The 19022-nt window shown below is 40.2% G+C and carries 21 protein-coding genes; 16 read left to right on the top strand and 5 right to left on the bottom strand.

Annotated features, from left to right (window positions below; all coding sequences use genetic code 11):
- Positions 1–19 precede the first annotated feature (19 nt).
- The 3 genes from AX662_RS01430 (at position 20) to AX662_RS01440 (ending at position 2199) form a co-directional block, all read left to right on the top strand.
- Positions 20–499, top strand: a complete 480-nt coding sequence (locus AX662_RS01430) for a hypothetical protein (RefSeq protein WP_002885961.1) — start codon at positions 20–22, stop codon at positions 497–499.
- 320 nt (positions 500–819) lie between these two features.
- Entirely contained in the window at positions 820–1722 is a 903-nt protein-coding gene (locus AX662_RS01435; RefSeq protein WP_060971412.1) for an HAD family hydrolase, read from the top strand.
- A 57-nt stretch (positions 1723–1779) separates the two neighbouring features.
- The gene (locus AX662_RS01440) at positions 1780–2199 is read left to right on the top strand and encodes a hypothetical protein (RefSeq protein ID WP_060971413.1); all 420 of its coding nucleotides are present in this window, start codon (positions 1780–1782) and stop codon (positions 2197–2199) included.
- 99 nt (positions 2200–2298) lie between these two features.
- Here AX662_RS01440 and AX662_RS01445 read toward each other — a convergent pair whose 3' ends face one another.
- From AX662_RS01445 to AX662_RS01460, 4 genes are all read right to left on the bottom strand, one after another.
- Positions 2299–2937, bottom strand: coding sequence for a histidine phosphatase family protein (locus AX662_RS01445; protein ID WP_002890596.1), 639 nt, complete (start codon positions 2935–2937; stop codon positions 2299–2301).
- A gap of 2 nt (positions 2938–2939) precedes the next feature.
- Positions 2940–3413, bottom strand: coding sequence for an aminoacyl-tRNA deacylase (locus tag AX662_RS01450; RefSeq protein ID WP_022495771.1), 474 nt, complete (start codon positions 3411–3413; stop codon positions 2940–2942).
- Between the two features lie 112 nt (positions 3414–3525).
- Positions 3526–4428 (bottom strand): glycoside hydrolase family 25 protein, encoded by a 903-nt coding sequence (locus tag AX662_RS01455; RefSeq protein WP_060971414.1) that lies wholly within the window; start codon positions 4426–4428, stop codon positions 3526–3528.
- A gap of 190 nt (positions 4429–4618) precedes the next feature.
- Entirely contained in the window at positions 4619–5008 is a 390-nt protein-coding gene (locus tag AX662_RS01460) for a hypothetical protein (protein WP_060971415.1), read from the bottom strand.
- Between the two features lie 151 nt (positions 5009–5159).
- Between AX662_RS01460 and AX662_RS01465 the strand changes: the two genes are divergently transcribed.
- A complete protein-coding gene (locus AX662_RS01465; protein ID WP_060971416.1) occupies positions 5160–6002 on the top strand; it encodes a Cof-type HAD-IIB family hydrolase in 843 nt (280 codons plus the stop codon).
- 35 nt (positions 6003–6037) lie between these two features.
- Here the strand turns inward: AX662_RS01465 and AX662_RS01470 are convergent, their stop codons facing one another.
- Positions 6038–6664, bottom strand: coding sequence for a Pr6Pr family membrane protein (locus AX662_RS01470; RefSeq protein WP_021144400.1), 627 nt, complete (start codon positions 6662–6664; stop codon positions 6038–6040).
- Between the two features lie 110 nt (positions 6665–6774).
- Between AX662_RS01470 and AX662_RS01475 the strand changes: the two genes are divergently transcribed.
- From AX662_RS01475 to AX662_RS01525, 12 genes are all read left to right on the top strand, one after another.
- Positions 6775–7932 carry an Mbeg1-like protein gene (locus AX662_RS01475; RefSeq protein WP_060971417.1) on the top strand — a complete coding sequence of 386 codons (1158 nt, stop codon included), beginning with the start codon at positions 6775–6777 and terminating at the stop codon, positions 7930–7932.
- A gap of 31 nt (positions 7933–7963) precedes the next feature.
- Complete coding sequence (locus AX662_RS01480) at positions 7964–8728, top strand: SDR family NAD(P)-dependent oxidoreductase (protein WP_060971418.1); 765 nt, start codon at positions 7964–7966, stop codon at positions 8726–8728.
- 16 nt (positions 8729–8744) lie between these two features.
- Positions 8745–8876 (top strand): hypothetical protein, encoded by a 132-nt coding sequence (locus AX662_RS11030; protein ID WP_267472008.1) that lies wholly within the window; start codon positions 8745–8747, stop codon positions 8874–8876.
- A gap of 117 nt (positions 8877–8993) precedes the next feature.
- Positions 8994–11984, top strand: coding sequence for a type I restriction endonuclease subunit R (locus AX662_RS01485; protein WP_060971419.1), 2991 nt, complete (start codon positions 8994–8996; stop codon positions 11982–11984).
- A 67-nt stretch (positions 11985–12051) separates the two neighbouring features.
- Positions 12052–12474, top strand: coding sequence for a hypothetical protein (locus AX662_RS01490; RefSeq protein WP_060971420.1), 423 nt, complete (start codon positions 12052–12054; stop codon positions 12472–12474).
- Between the two features lie 10 nt (positions 12475–12484).
- A complete protein-coding gene (locus tag AX662_RS01495) occupies positions 12485–12973 on the top strand; it encodes an ImmA/IrrE family metallo-endopeptidase (protein WP_060971421.1) in 489 nt (162 codons plus the stop codon).
- The gene (locus tag AX662_RS01500; RefSeq protein WP_060971422.1) at positions 12964–14310 is read left to right on the top strand and encodes a hypothetical protein; all 1347 of its coding nucleotides are present in this window, start codon (positions 12964–12966) and stop codon (positions 14308–14310) included. Before AX662_RS01495 ends, AX662_RS01500 begins: the two co-directional genes overlap by 10 nt.
- A gap of 60 nt (positions 14311–14370) precedes the next feature.
- Complete coding sequence (locus AX662_RS01505; RefSeq protein WP_060971423.1) at positions 14371–15594, top strand: restriction endonuclease subunit S; 1224 nt, start codon at positions 14371–14373, stop codon at positions 15592–15594.
- Positions 15595–15758: 164 nt separating this feature from the next.
- Positions 15759–16124 carry a type II toxin-antitoxin system RelE/ParE family toxin gene (locus tag AX662_RS01510; RefSeq protein WP_060971424.1) on the top strand — a complete coding sequence of 122 codons (366 nt, stop codon included), beginning with the start codon at positions 15759–15761 and terminating at the stop codon, positions 16122–16124.
- Positions 16114–16407, top strand: a complete 294-nt coding sequence (locus AX662_RS01515; protein ID WP_021144391.1) for a helix-turn-helix domain-containing protein — start codon at positions 16114–16116, stop codon at positions 16405–16407. Before AX662_RS01510 ends, AX662_RS01515 begins: the two co-directional genes overlap by 11 nt.
- Before the next feature lie 21 nt (positions 16408–16428).
- Positions 16429–18030 (top strand): type I restriction-modification system subunit M, encoded by a 1602-nt coding sequence (locus AX662_RS01520; RefSeq protein WP_060971425.1) that lies wholly within the window; start codon positions 16429–16431, stop codon positions 18028–18030.
- A gap of 77 nt (positions 18031–18107) precedes the next feature.
- Positions 18108–19007, top strand: coding sequence for an Rpn family recombination-promoting nuclease/putative transposase (locus AX662_RS01525; protein WP_060971426.1), 900 nt, complete (start codon positions 18108–18110; stop codon positions 19005–19007).
- Positions 19008–19022 lie beyond the last annotated feature (15 nt).

Genomic DNA, 19022 nt, shown 5'->3' on the forward strand with positions numbered 1-19022 from the left:
GAATAGAGAGGGGCAAGACATGTCAAAGAGAAATATCATTATTAGTGTTGTTCTTGCTTGTCTCTTGGTTACGGGAGCTGGATTTGGTGCCTTCTATTACTGGGGAACACACCATTTAGATAGTGTTGTACCTGGTAAGGTTTACCAATACTCAAGTACACTAAACGGTGAGGTCAATAATCGTGTCATGTATGTAGCCTTCCAAGAAGGTGGGAACAAGGCACTTGTGAGTCAAGATCGTACGACAGTGGTTAATGCCGCTAAGAGCCAGACTGATTTTGACAAGGCCTATAATGACCAAACAGCTAAGTGGGAATACAGTGTGACAAAAACAACATTGACTCTTGGTAAAAAAGAGGATGATCAATTGTCACAATGGCAGTACAACAAGGTCTTTGCTTATGGTGACCACTTCACTTCAAAGGATTTCTATTACCAGATTGCTAAAGGTGGTCAGGGTGAAGTCAAACAAAAAATGACCTTTAAAGAAATTAAATAAGCGTCTAAATATGACAAGATGCATTAGGTTTGGGACAAATTGTTCCAAACCTTTTTTCTATCTTCAAAACGCGAATAATCTTTCCTTAAGTGGGGTCGAAAATTGAAAAGAAAGGGTAAAAACGGTATAATAAGACTGTTTGGGCAATTGCATCTTAGTTAAAAAACAGACGAGTAAGATTGCCCTAGACAGTTGACTAAAAGCTTACTTTTGCAAGACTGAAGATTAAATTAAGAGCTGACTCATGTAGTAGTTTAGTTGTTAGTTTCCTAATTTATTTAAGTCTCTGACAAGAGAATGATATAAGAAAGAACGGACAGATGATTACTTCTATTGTTTTTGACGTTGACGATACTATTTATGACCAACAGGCACCTTATCGTATTGCCATGGAAAAATGTTTCCCTGACTTTGATATGAGCCACCTGAATCAAGCCTACATTCGTTTCCGCCACTATTCTGATGTTGGTTTTCCACGTGTAATGGCCGGTGAGTGGACAACTGAGTATTTCCGTTTTTGGCGCTGTAAAGAGACTCTTTTGGAGTTTGGCTACCGTGAAATTGATGAAGAAACGGGTAACCATTTCCAAGAGGTTTACGAGCATGAGTTGGAGAATATCACCATGCTTGATGAGATGCGCATGACCCTTGATTTTCTCAAGGAAAAAAATGTTCCTATGGGTATTATTACCAATGGACCAACAGAGCACCAACTTAAGAAAGTCAAGAAATTGGGGCTTTATGATTATGTGGACCCTAAGCGTGTCATCGTCAGTCAGGCAACAGGTTTCCAAAAGCCTGAGAAGGAAATCTTCAACCTCGCAGCTGAGCAATTTGATATGAATCCATCGACGACGCTCTACGTTGGAGATTCTTATGACAATGATGTCATGGGTGCCTTCAATGGTGGCTGGCATTCTATGTGGTTTAACCACCGTGGACGTAGCCTCAAACCAGGTACTAAGCCAGTCTTCGACTTGGAAATCGACAATTTTGAGCAACTCTTTGGAGCGGTAAAAGTCCTTTTCGATCTTCCAAATAATAAATATATCTTTGATATCAATGATAATGAAAATCCAGTCCTTCAACTAGGTATCAATAATGGTCTTATGATGGCGGCTGAACGTCTTCTTGAGAGCAATATGAGTATTGATAAAGTGGTTATCCTTCTTCGTTTGAATGCGAACCAGGAAAAAATCCTTCGTATGAAATATGGAAGATAATAGAGCGGCCTCGTATGGCCGTTTTATTGTCTAGAACGTGAGATAAGGAGTTTGAAAATGGTAGAAATCAACAACTTAAAACATGATATTGAAGCACTGAGTGCTGAACGTGATGCTTTGAGAAAAGAGTTAGAAGCACTCGAAGCCAAACGTGACGATCTCTTCGAAGGTATTAGAGATGCAGAGCAGATGAAGGGCGTTGCTTGGGATTCCTATTATGCATTAGCGGACCACCTTAATGCTGAGGAAAAGCAAAGAGGGTTTGCTAACAACTATTGGGAACATGTCCATAGAACTGCCAAAATAGACGTGGAATTTATCTTGAGTCGTGGTCTCCGTTTTAAGCGTTTATTGTCTGAAGGACAGTATGATCTTGTCTCACAGGAACTAGACGATTTTGAAAATGAACTAGAGGACTTGGCCCGAGACTTTGGTGTCGAATTAAATCGTTTGCCAGATGAACCGAAGTGGAAATAATGGAAGTGAAGCTCTTAAAGTAATAGATTTAAGGGCTTTTTGACTGCTAAAAAGCGACCCTTTTTAAGGATCGCTTGTCTTATGAAGTCAGTCGCTGATTTAGCTGATCTTGTTTTGTTCATCCATATAGGACGTATCATTCCAACATTTAAGAGTGAAGTGCTCGAAATCATTGGTTTCGAGAATAGTGACAGAAGCATTGTCAAGACCGCCTGCCTTACGAAGAAGACCAGGTTCAAAACCAAGGAGTGTACGGATAGAAGCCGTTAAGTTAGCTCCGTGACCGACGATGAGGACATTTTTAGCATCACTATCTTTAAGTGTTTTAACAAATTCGGCCACACGTTTGGTTGTCTGGTAGACAGACTCAGCTTGGAAGTCATTAGCACGGAAGTTGGCTAGGTTATGACGGAATGCATCCATTTCTTTTGGATAGATGGCCTGAACGAGTGCAATTTTTTGCCCTTCCAGTTTACCAAGTTGCCATTCACGCAGAGCTTTAGTGTAGGTAACTTTAGCTTTAGGCTTTTGAGACTCCATGATGAGTTCAGTGGTTTTTTTAGCACGTGGTAGGTCACTTGAGAAGATCAAGTCAAAATGTGTGTCACTGAGATAGTGACCTAACTCACGTACTTGTTCGATAGATTCTTTAAGCAAAGGCGAGTCTCCCTTGGCGCCTTGAAGTCGGCCTTCCAAGTTCCACTCAGTTTTACCGTGACGTACAAAATACAGTTTCATGATTACTCCTTAATATCAGCAAATTCAGCATTAACAAAATCAGCAAGATCTTGACTATTGATACGGATAGAACGCCCAATTTCCCCCGCTGAGACAATAAGGAAGCCAGCTTCTTGGGCAGATTGATCGATATAAATAGGGAAATTGTGCTTTTGGCGAATTCCCACTGGGTTGTTAGCTCCGTGAACATAGCCAGTTGTTTTTTGGAGATCCTTTTGTGGAATCATTTGAACTTTCTTGTTCCCTGAAATTTTAGCTAATTTCTTTTCAGACAGGTGTTCGGTGATAGGGACGATGCCGATGACCGGTCCTGTCTTATCTCCCTTAAGGGCGAGGGTTTTATAAATGCTCTCACGCGCCACATCTTCTGGAAGCTCCCCTTCTAAACCATTGAAGGATAAGCTATCATGGTCAATATTAGCTTTATCAAGAATTTGGTCAACCAAGGTCTTCTTGACTTTGCCTTTCTTAGCCATTGTCATATCTCCTTTTAAAGTTATACATTTCTACCATCCATTATAACACATTCATCCGAGCACGCCTAAGCCAATTTGACAAGAAGAAAACCAGTGTCTAAGGCACTGGTTTTTACTGACTACTAGATGAACTTGTCGAAGTAGTCTTCTTATTTTTAGTTGGTTTTTGCTTAATCTTACCAAAGAGTTTTTCAAAGGTTTTACGTTTGTTTTTCTCAGGATTGATTTGGTTAAGATCTAGGATATTATCGAAACCAGGCAGGCTTCCTTGTGATGTATACTGGTGAAGGTCATAGTCGATTTCAGTATTTGGTAGAGCCTCATAATAACCAGAATCGGTACCGTAGGCTGGAATCCAAACAGCATCAAAGTTTTTAGTTGAAACTTCTTGCTCAAGCATGAAATAAGCACCAATATAGAGACCAACGTTTTCAGCTCCTAGACGTTTGAGCTCAGCGAGAAAGGCTTGGACACCTTGCTCCATGTTGGACATGGTTTCTTCTTCAACGTCGATCCAGTAATAAGTAGGTTTGTATGGAGAAGCATTTTTGTAGAAAATACGAGCTTCTTCCTTCATCTCTTTAACAGAAGTACCTTGAGCGTAGGAATAGACGGCAACTGGAATATCACGTTTTTTGAGTTCTTTGATATGTGTTTTAAAAGATTTGTCGACCCCATTCGAACTAGCGGCATTGCTATCCTTACTAATCTGTGATCCACCGAAGACGCGGATAATAGCACCAGAAATATGATTTGACAAGACATCGTAATCGATATCCTGAGGTAGTTGCCACCCCGAAAGGTCGATAATGGGATTGAGTATCAGCTCCTCGTCGGAACTGCTAGATGTACTACTGGTTGTTGTTTTTGGTGTAGTAGCATAAGGAAGAGCAGATTTCACGTTTTGGAGATGCGCCTGCTGTTTGGACGTATTGTGAATATTTGCAATAACTAATGCTAATCCTAAAAGAGCTAGAACCACGTAAACAACGATCGGTTTTATTCTTTTTCTCATTACTCCCATTTTACCTTAAATAGTGCAAAAATGCAAAATAGAGTGTTTATAAATTCTGTGAGAGATATTAAAGTGACTGATTTCCAAAAAGCCTTTGTAGTACTGACTTAGGCACATTTTATGAATAAGGGTGTTCTGAGCTAGTCTTGAATTAAGTGAATTTTTCATTTATTAAAGTAAGAAATTTAGCTTAAAAGTCAGTTTCCTCCTTGAAACTAGCGCCACTAGTGGCATCCGACCAGGCTACAAGAGCTTGAGCAGAGTTATCTAGATAGGTTTTGAGAGGCTGCTTCAAATCATAGATGGTCTCCCAAAATCCCAAGACATTTCCATCTTTGTCTATAGCAGCTTGGTAGGTTTGGATGAGGACTTGATCAAAACTGTCTGTTGGAATCTGATAACTTCTTTCTTTGGTAGGAGAGGCTAGCACTTCAGACATGATCCAATCAGGCAGATTTTCAGACTCACGGGAGAAGAAACTACCGTCAGCGCCACCATTGTCATAGAGAAAGTTTCCTTGAGCATCATAGGCTGCTAATTTATAGGGCAGGTGATTCAGTAGTGTTTTTAAATCATTCATACTTTCATCATAGCTTCTTTCATGCAAAATGGCAATGCATTGGATTGAGAAGCATACTATCGTAGGATAGTATCAGTTTGTCCAAGGATAGTAGTATCTCTTGTCGCATTATCAGGGTATAATAAAGTAAAAGAAGACTCGAGGTGAAAACATGTCAAAACTTATTTTTCTAGATGTTGATGGGACCTTGGTGGATTATCATAATCGCATTCCAGAATCAGCAGTAAAGGCTATTCGTCAGGCCCGTAAAAAGGGTCATCTGGTCTATGTTTGTACTGGTCGTAGCAAGGCAGAAATGCAACCAGAATTATGGGAAATTGGCTTGGATGGGATGATTGGTGGTAATGGCTCTTATGTAGAGCATCATGGCCAAGTCCTCATGCATGAGCTGATTTCTAAGGAAGATGCGGCTAAGATTGTGGATTGGTTGACCCAACGTCATCTAGCTTTTTATCTTGAGAGCAATAATGGTCTCTTTGCCAGTCCTGATTTTCGGGAGCGGGCACGTGAGATGCTTAAGACTTACGCTATTCAAAAGGGGCAGTCAGAAGAGTCTGTCGCTGGTAAGGAACCAGAAGATTTTCTTCATGGCCTTCAGTATGGTGGGGAACTCTACCGTGATGACCTAAACAAGGTCAGTTTCGTTTTAGAATCCTATCAGGACCATCTAGATTCAAAAGAAGCTTTTTCACAGCTTGAAGCCCATACTTGGGGAGGTCGAGGTGAAACAGCCTTGTTTGGTGATCTAGGTGTTAAGGATATTAACAAGGCCCATGCCATCGATGTCCTTTTGGAACATTTGGGGGCTGAGCGTTCGGAGACCATTGCTTTTGGCGATGCCAAGATTGATATCCCTATGTTGGAATACTGTGAGGTTGGGGTTGCCATGGGAAATGGTGGGCCAGAAATCTTAGCTATGGCAGACCTAATCACAGACGATGTTGAAGCAGATGGCCTCTACAAGGCTTTTGATAAATTAGGCTTGTTGAAATAGAAAAACTGAGTTCCTTTTGGAGCTCAGTTTGTGTTTTATGCTGGTTTACGACCGATAAATTTTTTCAAGAGGTACAAGAGATAGCCAACAGCGATATACCCGACACTGATGACTAGGACATTTACCAAGACCTTGTTCCAACCAAATTTATTGACATTGATAAAGAAGTAGGCGAAGGGGCTATCTTTGGCACCTGGGATTGGGAGTTTTAGAACCAAGCCATTTAGAAGGGCAAAGGCAAAGTAAGACAGAGGGACCACTGACCAGTAAATTGGTTCACGGAGACGGTAGGCTTTCTTAGCATCGAAAATGAGGGTATCAAGCACCAATCCCCAAGGGACAATATAGTGAACCAAGAAATTGCGGAGGGTCCAGAATTTCTCAGGTTCTGTAATAGGAGCCAAGAGGATGTGATAGATGACTCCAGTGATGAGGATGGCCATGGTTACGCCCCCCTTGTAACGCAAGAGTTTTGTGTTAGTCGTCGCATCCCCTTTTTTGAAGTCATAGATGATAAAGAAAATCAAACTAGAAAAGACGAGGATATTGGACAAAACGGTGTAGTAGAGCAACATGCCCCAACCATCGTCATGGATTTGGATAGAGACTCCTACCAGTCCACAAAGAGCTAGTAAGATACGGTAAAATCGTGAAATAGTCATAAGCTTCCTTTTCCTAATAAATAATCTCTCTTATCATATCACATTTTTCACTAACAATTTTTTGAAAATTCTAGTAAAATCAAAGTAAGAAAGACTTCAAGGAGATTACTATGTCCAATCTAATCGATTATCTTGAAAAGGTTAAGGATATGCCTTTTGACCAAGAGCCACTTAATATCTTGGATAAGGTTTGCATCAATGAAATTGGCTACCTGACTTATGAAAAATGCCTCACAGCAAGTGATTTACAGAAAACCATCAATTTACATGACTATGCCGAGGGTAAAGAGCTAAATCCTGAGTATACCTTCATGGTGACTAAGGAACGGGTAGATTTGGCTGAAGCCATGGTCAGGTCGAAGCGTTTCGCTGGACTTAATCTAAGTGACTACTGTAGTGTCTTGGACAAGGAAGTCGAAAAGCAGTTTGCAGCCATGATTTTTAGCCTACCTGAACTGGACTACCAGCAGATTGTTTTTCGTGGGACAGATGATAGTGTTATTGGCTGGAAGGAGGATTTTCAGCTGACCTACAGTAGGGAAATTCCAGCCCATCGCTCAGCTATTGCCTTTCTGTCTGAGCACTTGCCAAAACTCAGTGGCCATATCGCTGTTTCCGGACATTCCAAGGGTGGTAATCTTGCCCTCTATGCGGCTGTCCAAGGCTCAACTGCTCTACGTGAGCAAATAGCAGAGCTCTTGCTCCTGGATTCACCAGGCTTGATGAAGTCCCTCTTAGAGAAGCCTTCTTACCAAGAGTTAAAAGCCAGGATGACAGTTATTAGACCTCAAGATTCTGTTGTGGGGGTTATGCTCTATTGGGATAGGCCTGCCCAGCTAGTCGCAGCAGAAGGCATTGGATTTGCTCAACATAACGCCTTGACTTGGGAGGTTGATTTAGTGGCAAATGATTTTGTTTATGAGGACCAGCCAACAGAGTTGAGTCAACGTTTGGAAGAAACCTTCCAAGAGTGGATTGAGACTTTGCCCAATCAAGAACTCAAGCAAGTTTGCGATTTGGTTTTTGATACCATCCTTGATTCAGGTATTGAAAGCCTCGATGATATTGGCATCCAAGCCTTGCCACAGATAGGTCAGATGCTGCAAGAATTTGGCAATCTCTCGGACAAACAAAAGAAGGTCTTGCAAGATGGTTTCAACCAATTACTCTGGATATTTTGGAAGTCAGGGGACAAGAAATCTAGCCTGCCCAAGCTAGAACTTCCTGATTTTATCAAGAAGTTGGGTGAATTGACAAATAACGATTAGGGGCAGCTGGACTATAGGAGTGGAGGATATCATGCCTAAAAACGTACTTATTACAGGAGCAACATCAGGAATTGGTGAAGCAACGGCGCGTGCCTTTGCTAAAGAGGGAGAAAATCTCATCCTAACAGGTCGCCGTGTGGAGCGTCTTCAAGCCTTGAAAGAAGAGCTCCAAGCAACCTATCCCAATCAAAAAGTTTGGACTTTTGCACTGGATGTTACCGATATGGATATGGTCAAGGATGTTTGCCAAGCCATTCTCAAAGATGTGGGTCAAGTCCATGTTTTAGTCAATAATGCAGGTCTAGCACTAGGTCTAACAGCTTATCAAGACTATGAGGAGTGGGACATTCTGACTATGCTCGACACCAATGTCAAGGGCTTGATGATGGTGACACGTCAGATTTTGCCAAGCATGGTAGCTGCCAATGAGGGCCATATCATCAATATGGGCTCTACGGCGGGTATCTATGCCTATGCAGGTGCAGCTGTGTATTCAGCTACAAAAGCCGCAGTGAAAACTTTCAGCGATGGTTTGCGTATTGATACCATTGCCACAGATATCAAGGTGACAACCATTCAGCCCGGTATCGTTGAGACGGATTTTTCTCAAGTTCGCTTTCACGGTGACAAGGACAAGGCAGCCAAGGTTTATCAAGGTTTGGAAGCCCTCCAAGCCCAAGATATTGCGGAGGCAGTCCTCTACGTTACCAAGCAACCACGACGCGTTCAGATTTCAGACATGACCATCATGGCAAACCAACAAGCCACAGGGTTTACGATTCATAGGGGGGAATAAAAAGAGAAACTAACTTATGAAGAATCAAACTAATCCAGCCATCGGCAGTAGCTGGGAAGACTTGCAATCAACACTCTTTAGCAAGGAAGAAATTGAAGCCACTCACCAAAGAGTAGAAAAACTCATTAAGGAAAAAATGAGTAAATAGATGATAAAAACATGACCTTCGGGCCGTGTTTTTTTGTTTGAATTTTCCCAAAACTATGAAAGAAACCGTGAAAATGCTATAATGTAAGGGATTACGACAATGTTGAAAGGATAAGTCATGCCAGCAGTTACTCCAGAACTTGAGATAGAACGTCAATTAATCGAGCAATTAACCTCTGGTGAGAGCCAGTGGACCTATCGCTCAGACTTAAAAAATGAAGGTCAATTATGGGATAACTTTTTTGAGAAGTTAGCGCAAAATAACGTTGCTCTACTAGCTGACCATCCCTTGACAGACCAAGAGAAGCGCCAAATCAAGAACCAGCTTAACTTCGTTAACTATTATGAAGCTGCTAAGTGGTTGGCTGGTGAAAATGGTATTACTAAAGTCGAGGTACAGCGTGAAGATGCTAGCCTTGGGACTATCCGACTTTCTGTCATCTGGCGTGATAATATCGCTGCTGGAAAATCCAGTTACGAAGTGGTCAATCAAGTTGAACGTGACAAGGCCTATCCACAAGATCAGGACCGTCGTTTAGATACAACCCTGATGATTAATGGACTTCCTCTTATCCATATCGAGCTCAAGAGTCCTCGTGTGGCCTTTTTGGATGCCTTTCATCAAATCAAAAAGTATGACCGTGAAGGAAAGTTACGTGGTATCTATTCTGCCCTTCAGATGTTTGTTGTGACTAATAAAGTAGACACACGTTATATCGCAGCCGCACGAGAGGATAAGCTTAATAAACAATTCTTGACATCTTGGGTGGATAAAGATAATAAACCCATGACCAGTCTCATGGACTTTGCCCACGAAGTCCTGTCTATTCCACGTGCCCATCAGATGGTGATGCAGTACTCCGTTATTGATGATAGTAAGAAAGCTCTCATCCTCTTACGTCCTTATCAAATCCATGCCATCGAGTCTGTTCAGGATGCCTCTCGTCGTCAGGAATCCGGCTACATCTGGCATACCACGGGTTCTGGTAAGACTCTGACCTCCTACAAGGTGGCTCGCAACCTCTTGCAGATTCCAGCCATTCAAAAGACAATCTTCGTCGTGGACCGTAGGGACCTTGACCAGCAGACGACCTCGTCCTTTCTCTCTTATGCGGCCAATGATGTCATTGACATCGACGAAACAGACAATACCCATGATTTGGTCAAGCGTTTGGCCGGAAATGATAAGCGTGTAATTGTGACGACTATCCAGAAAATCACAACCATGATGCGTAAGTTTGGAGAAGGTAAATACCAAAAGGATTCGGGAAAAATCAAGGACCTTCGTGTAGCTTTCGTTGTGGATGAGTGTCACCGTGCGGTCACACCTCAGACCCAAAAAGACATCAAAGGCTTTTTCCACAATTCGCTCTGGTATGGCTTTACAGGCACACCGATTTTCAAGGAAAATAAACGCAAGCAATTAGGCGATTTGGCACAAACCACCCACCAACAATATGGCGAACGCCTACACGAGTATACGGTCAAAGAAGCCATCCATGACGGAGCAGTTCTGGGATTCAAGGTAGACTATCGGAATACCATTATTTCGCCGATTCTTGAAAAAGATCTTCCTGACTCTGTCTATGAAGATAAAGAGCACATGCTAGAAGTCTTGGATGCTATCCTAAACAAAAGTTATCAACAGTTGGGCTTTCCAAATGGTGTGGGCAAGACCTACGAGGCTATCTTAACCGTTAAGTCTATTCCACAAGCTCAGGCCTATTACAATCTGCTCAAGAGTATCAAGGCAGGACAAGAACGTGTCAAGGTTTCAGAGCGAGTTAAGCGAGTGCTACCTGATTTTCCAAAGGTGACGGTCACTTACTCAGTGTCGGAAAATGAAGAAGAGTCTATCGGCTACCAAGACCACATGAAGCAGGTCATGGACGACTACAATCAAGAGTTCGGTACCCATTTCAATATGGCTGATTTGCGTGGCTTTAACACGGATATCAATAATCGTTTAGCTAGAAAGTTAGACAAATACATTCCTCGTGAAGAGCAGTTGGATTTGGTCATCGTCGTTGACCGTCTTTTGACCGGTTTTGATGCCCCATGTCTATCCACTCTCTTTATTGACCGTAAGCCCATGCGTCCACAGGATTTGATTCAAGCCTTTAGTCGCACCAACCGCATCTTTGACAGTAAAAAGCGCTATGGCCATATCATCACCTTCCAAAGACCAGAAGCCTTTAAAGAGGCTGTGGATAACGCCCTCAAACTCTACTCAAACGGTGGTGAAAATGATGTTACTGCCCCAGACTGGGCAGAAGAAAAAGCCAATTTCATCCAAGCCTGGATAGACTTCCAAGTAAAAGTGGAAGATGTGGAAAACTATGTCATCACGATTGAGCAGGCTACTAGCCCACAACTCCGTCGCATTGCCAAGGGTTATCAAACTTTTGACAAGTATCTGGCGTCTATCCGTGTCTATAGTGAATATGATGAAGCGGCTATCTATGCGGAAACAGGACTATCAGATGAAAAGCTCGAAACCTATCTAGGAATCTATCAAAATATCCTAGCAGAGCTCAAAAGCAGAGCAGAAGACGATGGTGATGATAATCTCTTTGATATCCACTACGAACTGGAATCCGTCCAAGTCGATGAGATTAACTATGCTTACATCCTGACCCTGATTCAAAGTATGATTCAGCAGGAAGAAGATAATCCACATGCCCTCAGTGACAAGGATATCGAAACTGTTGATAACTATATCAAGAGTCTGGAACGTACCAATCCTAAACTAGCCGAAATCATCCGAAACCTGTGGAAAGAAGTCCAATCCAATCCTAAAGATTACCAAGGACAATCTATCACTGGTGTCTTGGACACTATGATTGAAGCCATTATCGACGACCATCTCAAACGCTTTGCCAGAGAATGGTATGTCGGACTCGATGAACTTCGTTACTATGTCCAACACTATCGTAAGGGTGCAAAGAAGCAATCTGGCGAAAGTCAGCTCACCAAGAGCCAACGCTACAAAGACTACAAAGCAGAAACAGCTGATGCCCTCAACCCGCTCAGCTACAAAAAACACATCAAAGAAGCCTACACCAAACTCATTGAAGAGGTCATTGAACCGCTGAGAGTGGGGAGGTAGTCTGAATTAAATATTTTCAAATTTAACAATTTTAAATAAAAAAATGATATAATAGGGGTTAATAGATTTGACAAAAGAACAATTTGAATTTTTGTATAAAGATGTTTGTGATTGGTTGAAATTTATCGAGACAAAAATCACTGTATTATTGACTTTTGAAACAGGGTTATTTTATTTTGTTTTAAAAGAGTTTGTTAGTAGTAGAAAGAATTGTTTATATTATTTAGGTATTTTTGGAACTGTAATTTCGTTAGCCTTCCTTATATATACTTTAATTCCAAGAATTAATAAATCTAATACTAACCCATTTTACTTTATGAACTGGGCAGATAAAAACTTTAATCCGACTAATAAGATTGATATTTCGAAATGTTATGAAAATCAAATAAGAGATTTAGCAATTGTTGCGAAACGAAAATCTGATATGATGACTAAATCTATTGTCATATTTATTTTATCAATAATTGTTACTATAATTAGTATTTTATAGAGGGGAAATTATGGAACGTGATAAAATAGAGGCAATTGTAAGTAATTTACAACGTAGCCTAGAATTAGAAGTACCAATTGATTTTAATAAATTTGATAATATTTTATCTGATTTAACAATTCAATATAATTGTAAAGATTTAGATGTCGACGGTCGAATCTCTAAAGATGAAATTGGAAATTATGTAGTTCAATTAAAAAATGATGGTCAGAGTCCGCGTGATAGATTTACTCTAGCTCATGAATTGGGACATCTTTTTTTAGGACATGTTGACCAGTATGAAACTTTATATCGTAGAGGGGCTAACGAACTTGAGTATGCTGCAAATGAGTTTGCAGCAGATTTGTTGATGCCGAAAGATATCTTTAATACAAAGGTGGATGAATATACAAATTCTGATAATATTTGTAATATTACGGAAGTTAGTAATTTCTTTGGGGTTTCGGAGTCGGCAATATTAACTCGAGGCAGATTTTTAGGGCGTTTTCCATGGAAATAAAAACTCAAGATTTAATTAATAATTCAATTGATACTAAAGAAACAAAGTCTTTCGTATACCTTTTTTGTTCATTTGATATTGTAGAGTCAACTTATTTGAAATCTATTAATCCACAATGGGCAAAGCTTTTCAATCAGTTTTATGACAGTAGTGTAAGGGACCTAGAGAAGCAAGGATTTGAGTTTTGGAAGTATGTAGGGGATGAAGTTCTTTTTTATAAAAAGTTAGAAAATAAGGATTTGAAAGATTTTCATTTAATTCCAAACAATGTATTTAATTCCATGAATGCAATCCAGAACGAACTACATAAAGAATATCCGAATACGAAAATGTTTTTAGCACTAAAAGGTACACTATGGATTTCAAAAGTTAATGAACCTAATCTACAAGACTTAAATAATAGTTCTTTTGTCAACGATAATATTGTGATAAAAAAAATGCCTAAACTTTCATATTCAGATTTACCTCAAATTTTTATTGATTTTTTAGGACCCGAAATTGATTTAGGTTTTAGAATAAGTAAATATTCAATGAAAAATCAACTCATTGTAAGTGCTGAATTTGTTCAATTACACATTGAAATTGGTAGAATTTTGGATAAACATTCTGCTGTGCTTAATGAGGGTAACTACAGGTTGTTAACACAAACTAAGTTAAAGGGAATTTGGCATAAAAGAGAGTATCCGATTATACTTTATAGACCATCTTGGGATGGAAAAGTTTTTGAGTATGATGAAAAAGAATATAAAGAAGAAAATTTGGATGAAGATGTATTTGAATATTTAAAGTATGTGTTTTCTAGTATTGGAAAAATAGATGAGATTAAAGATTATTATCAAATAATAGAAAGTACAGAAATTAAAATTGAAACACAGCTGAAGATAGAATCTCCAGTTGATATACACTTAGCCGCAATTTTCTTTAATGATAGTAAAGTTCTTTTAATGAAGCGTGGTTTACATAAATCGTCTCCCAATAAATGGGATTTTGGGTGTACGAATCTAAAAATGAATCAAAGAGTTGAAGATGCCTTAAAAGACTATTATAATTTTCAAAACGCAGAGATAGAAATTATACTTAATGACAAGACAAATAAACCTATACCAGTAGCACTTTATGAATACGAAAAAACACAAGGAAAAGTTATAAATGGATTACTTTTTGTAGGGAAAATTATTCCAAATGAAGAATTTGAAGATAATTTCAATGGTTATGAAAAAACTGAATTCTTTGATATGGATGAATTATTTACACAAGGAGGAATCGAACTATTTCCGGATAGTGAACCTAATATAAAGCGAGCATATGAGATATTGAACGATGAAATTAAAAAGTGATTTAGTTATTAAATCACTTTTTAACTGTTTTAATTATTCGTGAATAAAAGAGAGAATGATATGAATAAGAAACCTAAAGTTGTGTTTTCTAATTTCAAAAACAATTGGAAAATTTTTTCATTTTATAATCTGGCTAACATGTTTCTAAGTGGAGGAACTCCGAGTACAAAAGAGCCAACTTTTTGGGGTGGCTCTATACCGTGGATTCAGTCATCTGATATCCAAAAGGATATACTATCTGGTGTTATACCGCAAAAATTTATTTCAGAGGAAGGATTACAAAATTCGTCAGCGAAATTAATTCCTAAAAATTCTATTGCTATTGTTACCAGAGTTGGTGTTGGTAAATTAGCTATCATAGATCAAGATTATGCAACAAGCCAAGATTTTTTGTCTCTCTCAGATATTAATGGAGATACTCAATTTATAGTCTATAGTATCTATAGAATGCTCCAAAAAGAAAGTACACAACTACAAGGAACTTCTATTAAAGGAATTACCAAAGAAGACATACTTTCGAAGAAAATAAGTCTCCCAGAGATTGAAGAACAATCCGCCATTGGCTCCCTTTTCCGTACCCTCGACGACCTTTTGGCTAGTTACAAGGACAATCTCGTCAACTACCAATCACTCAAGACGACCATGCTCTCTAAGATGTTCCCTAAAGCTGGAGAGGCAGTTCCTGAAATTCGTTTAGATGGGTTTAAAAGTGAGTGGGAAATAAATAAACTAAATAAATATTTGACTGTTTCTAAGCAGAAAAATACTCAGCTGAAATTTGACAAAGAAGACGTTTTATCTGTATCTGGGGAGTTTGGAATTATCAATCAAATACAATTTCAAGGACGATCTTTTGCAGGTGCATCCGTAGAGATGTATTCAATTGTTGATACGGGAAATATTGTGTATACAAAAAGTCCTTTAAAAGCTAATCCGTATGGAATCATAAAAACAAATTATGGAATACCAGGAATAGTATCTACTTTGTACGCTGTTTATTTACCTAATGAAAATGTATTTCCAGGATTTGTTGAGAGATATTTTGAAAATGATTTAAGATTGAACTCATATTTGAAACCATTAGTTAATAAAGGTGCTAAGAATGATATGAAGGTTTCTGACGAAAATGCATTGTTAGGAGCTGTCATTTTTCCTCAATTAGAGGAACAGGTAGCTATTTCAGATTATTTTACAAATCTTGATAAATTTATTCAATCACACAAGGATAAAATTTCTCAGCTAGAAACACTTAAAAAGAAACTCTTGCAAGATATGTTTATCTAATCTTCAAAAATTCCCTTATCACCACCCATAAGCACACCATTTTTCGAATAGTATTAGCGAGCCCCTTTTATCCTTTCAAAGGGTGCTTCTTGGTATTTAATAACTTAAAAGTATTTACTTTTAATAACTTTAGAGTTATAATTAATTCGAAAAGAGGTTGCTTTGTGCACGCTATTTATTTTTATAAGGACAAACAGGGGAATCAACCGGTCTTGGACTACATGAGAGAGCTAGCTCGTCACGATAGCAAGGACAGCAGGATTAAACTCAACAAGCTCAATGACTATATCGAACTGTTGAGCCAGCATGGAACCCGTGCTGGCCAACCCTACATCAAGCATCTGGATGCAGAGATCTGGGAGTTGAGACCCTTGCGGGATCGGATTTTATTCGTGGCTTGGTGGGATGGGAGCTTTGTCTTACTGCATCATTTTGTCAAAAAGACGCAAAAGACACCTAGACGAGAAATCGAGAAAGCCAAGCGGGAGTTGCAAGATTTGAAGGAAAGAGGGCTAAGAGATGAAGAATAGTGCCATCGGCAGCAATTGGAAAGATGTGAGAGCAGAGCTCTTCACCAAGGAAGAAATCCTGGAAAGTGATCTGCGGGTCGCGATTATGACAGAGCTGATCGAAGCCCGGCATGAAAAGGGCATTAGCCAAAAGAAACTAGAAGAACTCAGTGGGGTCAGTCAACCGGTCATCGCTCGGATGGAGACGGGCAAGACCAGTCCTCAATTGGACACGGTCTTGAAAGTCTTAGCCAGTCTGGGCAAGACCCTCGCTGTCGTCCCACTGGAACAAGAAAAGGTCTAAACGAAATCAGAAAGAATTACTATGGATACAACACAAACCTCCCAGTCGCTCTACCAAGCCCTGTGGAACTCAGCGGATGTGCTCCGCTCTAAGATGGATGCCAATGACTATAAGTCCTATCTATTGGGGATGATCTTTTACAAGTACCTCTCAGATAAGTTGCTCTTCTTCGTGGCAGAGACCATGGAGGAGGATACAGAGAGCTTGGAAGAGGCACTAGCGGTCTATCGCAAATACTACGAAGATGAGGAGACTCACGAAGACCTCTTGGCGGTCATCACTGATGAGATGAGCTATGCCATTCATCCTGACTTGACCTTTACAGCCTTGGTAGAGCGAGTGAATGATGGAAGCTTCCAGCTAGAGGACTTGGCTCAGGGTTTCCGTGATATTGAGCAGAGTGACGAGCTTTATGAAAATCTTTTTGAAGACATTGACCTCTACTCTAAGAAACTTGGGGCGACTCCTCAAAAGCAAAACCAGACGGTTGCGGCTGTGATGAAAGAGTTGGCTGTCCTAGATGTGGCAGGTCATGCTGGTGATATGCTTGGTGATGCTTATGAGTACCTGATTGGTCAGTTTGCGACGGATTCGGGTAAAAAAGCTGGTGAGTTCTATACGCCGCAACCTGTTGCCAAACTTATGACTCAGATTGCCTTTTTAGGTCGTGAGGACAAGCAAGGCTTTACCCTCTACGATGCGACTATGGGGTCAGGCTCGCTCTTGCTTAATGCCAAACGCTATTCACGTCAACCACAGACAGTGGTTTACTTTGGTCAAGAGTTGAACACCTCAACTTATAACCTGGCACGTATGAACATGATTCTGCATGGGGTGCCGATTGAAAACCAGTTTTTACACAATGCTGATACCTTGGATGAGGATTGGCCAACTCAAGAGCCGACTAACTTTGACGGTGTTCTCATGAACCCACCTTATTCAGCCAAGTGGTCTGCTAGCTCAGGTTTCATGGATGACCCTCGTTTCTCACCATTTGGAAAACTGGCACCTAAGTCTAAGGCTGATTTTGCCTTTCTCTTGCATGGTTACTATCACTTGAAGCAAGACAATGGTGTTATGGCCATCGTCCTACCTCATGGGGTGCTCTTCCGTGGTAATGCTGAAGGGACCATTCGTAAGGCTTTGTTGGAAGAAGGTGCTATTGATACGGTAATCGGACTGCCTGCTAATATTTTCTTTAACACCAGTATTCCGACGACGGTTATCATTCTCAAAAAGAACCGCACTAATCGTGATGTTTACTTTATCGATGCCTCTAAGGAGTTTGATAAGGGGAAAAATCAGAACATCATGACAGATGCCCATATTGAAAAGATTCTCAATGCCTATAAGAGCCGTGAGGATATGGACAAGTTTGCCCATCTGGCTAGTTTTGAAGAGATTGTGGAAAATGACTACAACCTTAATATTCCTCGCTATGTAGATACCTTTGAGGAAGAGGAAGTGGGGCCCTTGACCGAGATTGTGGCTAAGATTAATCAGACCAATGCGACGATTGAAAGTCAGACAGCATCCCTTCTCGACATGCTTGGTCAGCTTCATGGAACGACCAAAGAAGCAGACGAAGAACTCAAGGCTTTTGTGAAAGCATTTAAGGGGTAGTTGCAAGCTTTCATTTATTTTTTCCGAATAATAGAAGTAGAGGGGCCAACCCTCTATTTTTTCTTAAGGAGAGGTAAATGGAAAAAAGACACAAGCATGTCTCACCGACCTTGGATATCATGGCTAAGAAGATTTTTAGCCTGCCTGAGGTGACGGTGGCTTTCATTCGAGATATTTTGAATTTGGATGTTGTGGATGCCCAGATTTTGGAGGGGACACAGCTTCATAAAAAGGACTTTGACGAGGATGAGCTCTTTTCAACCTCGGTGGATGTTCGGGCTAAGTTGAATGATGGAACTGAGGTCATTATTGAGATTCAGGTGCGTAAGCAGCATTATTTTCTCAATCGTTTTCATTATTATTTGGCTAACCAGCTGGTGGAAAATGTGCAACAATTACGTCAACAAGGACAGACGCATAAGATGTATGAGCAGATGGAGCCGGTCTATGGTATAGCTATCTTGGAGAAGACCTTGTTGCCAGATGAGGAGTCTCCGATTAATACTTATTGGATGGCCAATAGTCGGACGGGCAAGCCTTTGTATTCTTTCTATAAGGATGGGAAACGGCAAAACCTTCTTCAGATTGCCTTTTTAGAGTTGGATAAGTATAATAAAGGTAAACATATTACGGATGAAGGGCGGCAGTGGCTAGAGTTTTTTGGAAATCTCCCATTTTCTAAGGAACCTAGTCAAGCGGTCACGCATGCCGATTCATTACTGGATTCATCCAGCTGGACACAGGAGGAAAAGGCGATGATTGATGAACGCATACGTATTCAAGAAAATTATGACATGACTATGGAAACAGCTATCGATGAAGCACGTGAAGAAGGGTTAGAGAAAGGGTTGGAACGAGGCCGTCATGAGGGACAATTAGAACTGATTCGCAAGATGCTCTCAAAAGGCCTGTCACTAGAGGTAGTATCAGATGTGACTGGTTTATCGGTTGAAGAATTAGAGACCTTGTTATCGTAAGAATCAGTTAGGAAT

The organism is Streptococcus sp. CCH5-D3 (assembly GCF_001556435.1).
Classification (GTDB): Bacteria; Bacillota; Bacilli; order Lactobacillales; family Streptococcaceae; genus Streptococcus.

Coding starts and splice junctions, on each gene's coding strand:
- AX662_RS01430 (WP_002885961.1), top strand. CDS start 20: ATGTCAAAGAGAAATATCATTATTAGTGTTGTTCTTGCTTGTCTCTTG.
- AX662_RS01435 (WP_060971412.1), top strand. CDS start 820: ATGATTACTTCTATTGTTTTTGACGTTGACGATACTATTTATGACCAA.
- AX662_RS01440 (WP_060971413.1), top strand. CDS start 1,780: ATGGTAGAAATCAACAACTTAAAACATGATATTGAAGCACTGAGTGCT.
- AX662_RS01445 (WP_002890596.1), bottom strand. CDS start 2,937: ATGAAACTGTATTTTGTACGTCACGGTAAAACTGAGTGGAACTTGGAA.
- AX662_RS01450 (WP_022495771.1), bottom strand. CDS start 3,413: ATGGCTAAGAAAGGCAAAGTCAAGAAGACCTTGGTTGACCAAATTCTT.
- AX662_RS01455 (WP_060971414.1), bottom strand. CDS start 4,428: ATGAGAAAAAGAATAAAACCGATCGTTGTTTACGTGGTTCTAGCTCTT.
- AX662_RS01460 (WP_060971415.1), bottom strand. CDS start 5,008: ATGAATGATTTAAAAACACTACTGAATCACCTGCCCTATAAATTAGCA.
- AX662_RS01465 (WP_060971416.1), top strand. CDS start 5,160: ATGTCAAAACTTATTTTTCTAGATGTTGATGGGACCTTGGTGGATTAT.
- AX662_RS01470 (WP_021144400.1), bottom strand. CDS start 6,664: ATGACTATTTCACGATTTTACCGTATCTTACTAGCTCTTTGTGGACTG.
- AX662_RS01475 (WP_060971417.1), top strand. CDS start 6,775: ATGTCCAATCTAATCGATTATCTTGAAAAGGTTAAGGATATGCCTTTT.
- AX662_RS01480 (WP_060971418.1), top strand. CDS start 7,964: ATGCCTAAAAACGTACTTATTACAGGAGCAACATCAGGAATTGGTGAA.
- AX662_RS11030 (WP_267472008.1), top strand. CDS start 8,745: ATGAAGAATCAAACTAATCCAGCCATCGGCAGTAGCTGGGAAGACTTG.
- AX662_RS01485 (WP_060971419.1), top strand. CDS start 8,994: ATGCCAGCAGTTACTCCAGAACTTGAGATAGAACGTCAATTAATCGAG.
- AX662_RS01495 (WP_060971421.1), top strand. CDS start 12,485: ATGGAACGTGATAAAATAGAGGCAATTGTAAGTAATTTACAACGTAGC.
- AX662_RS01500 (WP_060971422.1), top strand. CDS start 12,964: ATGGAAATAAAAACTCAAGATTTAATTAATAATTCAATTGATACTAAA.
- AX662_RS01505 (WP_060971423.1), top strand. CDS start 14,371: ATGAATAAGAAACCTAAAGTTGTGTTTTCTAATTTCAAAAACAATTGG.
- AX662_RS01515 (WP_021144391.1), top strand. CDS start 16,114: ATGAAGAATAGTGCCATCGGCAGCAATTGGAAAGATGTGAGAGCAGAG.
- AX662_RS01520 (WP_060971425.1), top strand. CDS start 16,429: ATGGATACAACACAAACCTCCCAGTCGCTCTACCAAGCCCTGTGGAAC.
- AX662_RS01525 (WP_060971426.1), top strand. CDS start 18,108: ATGGAAAAAAGACACAAGCATGTCTCACCGACCTTGGATATCATGGCT.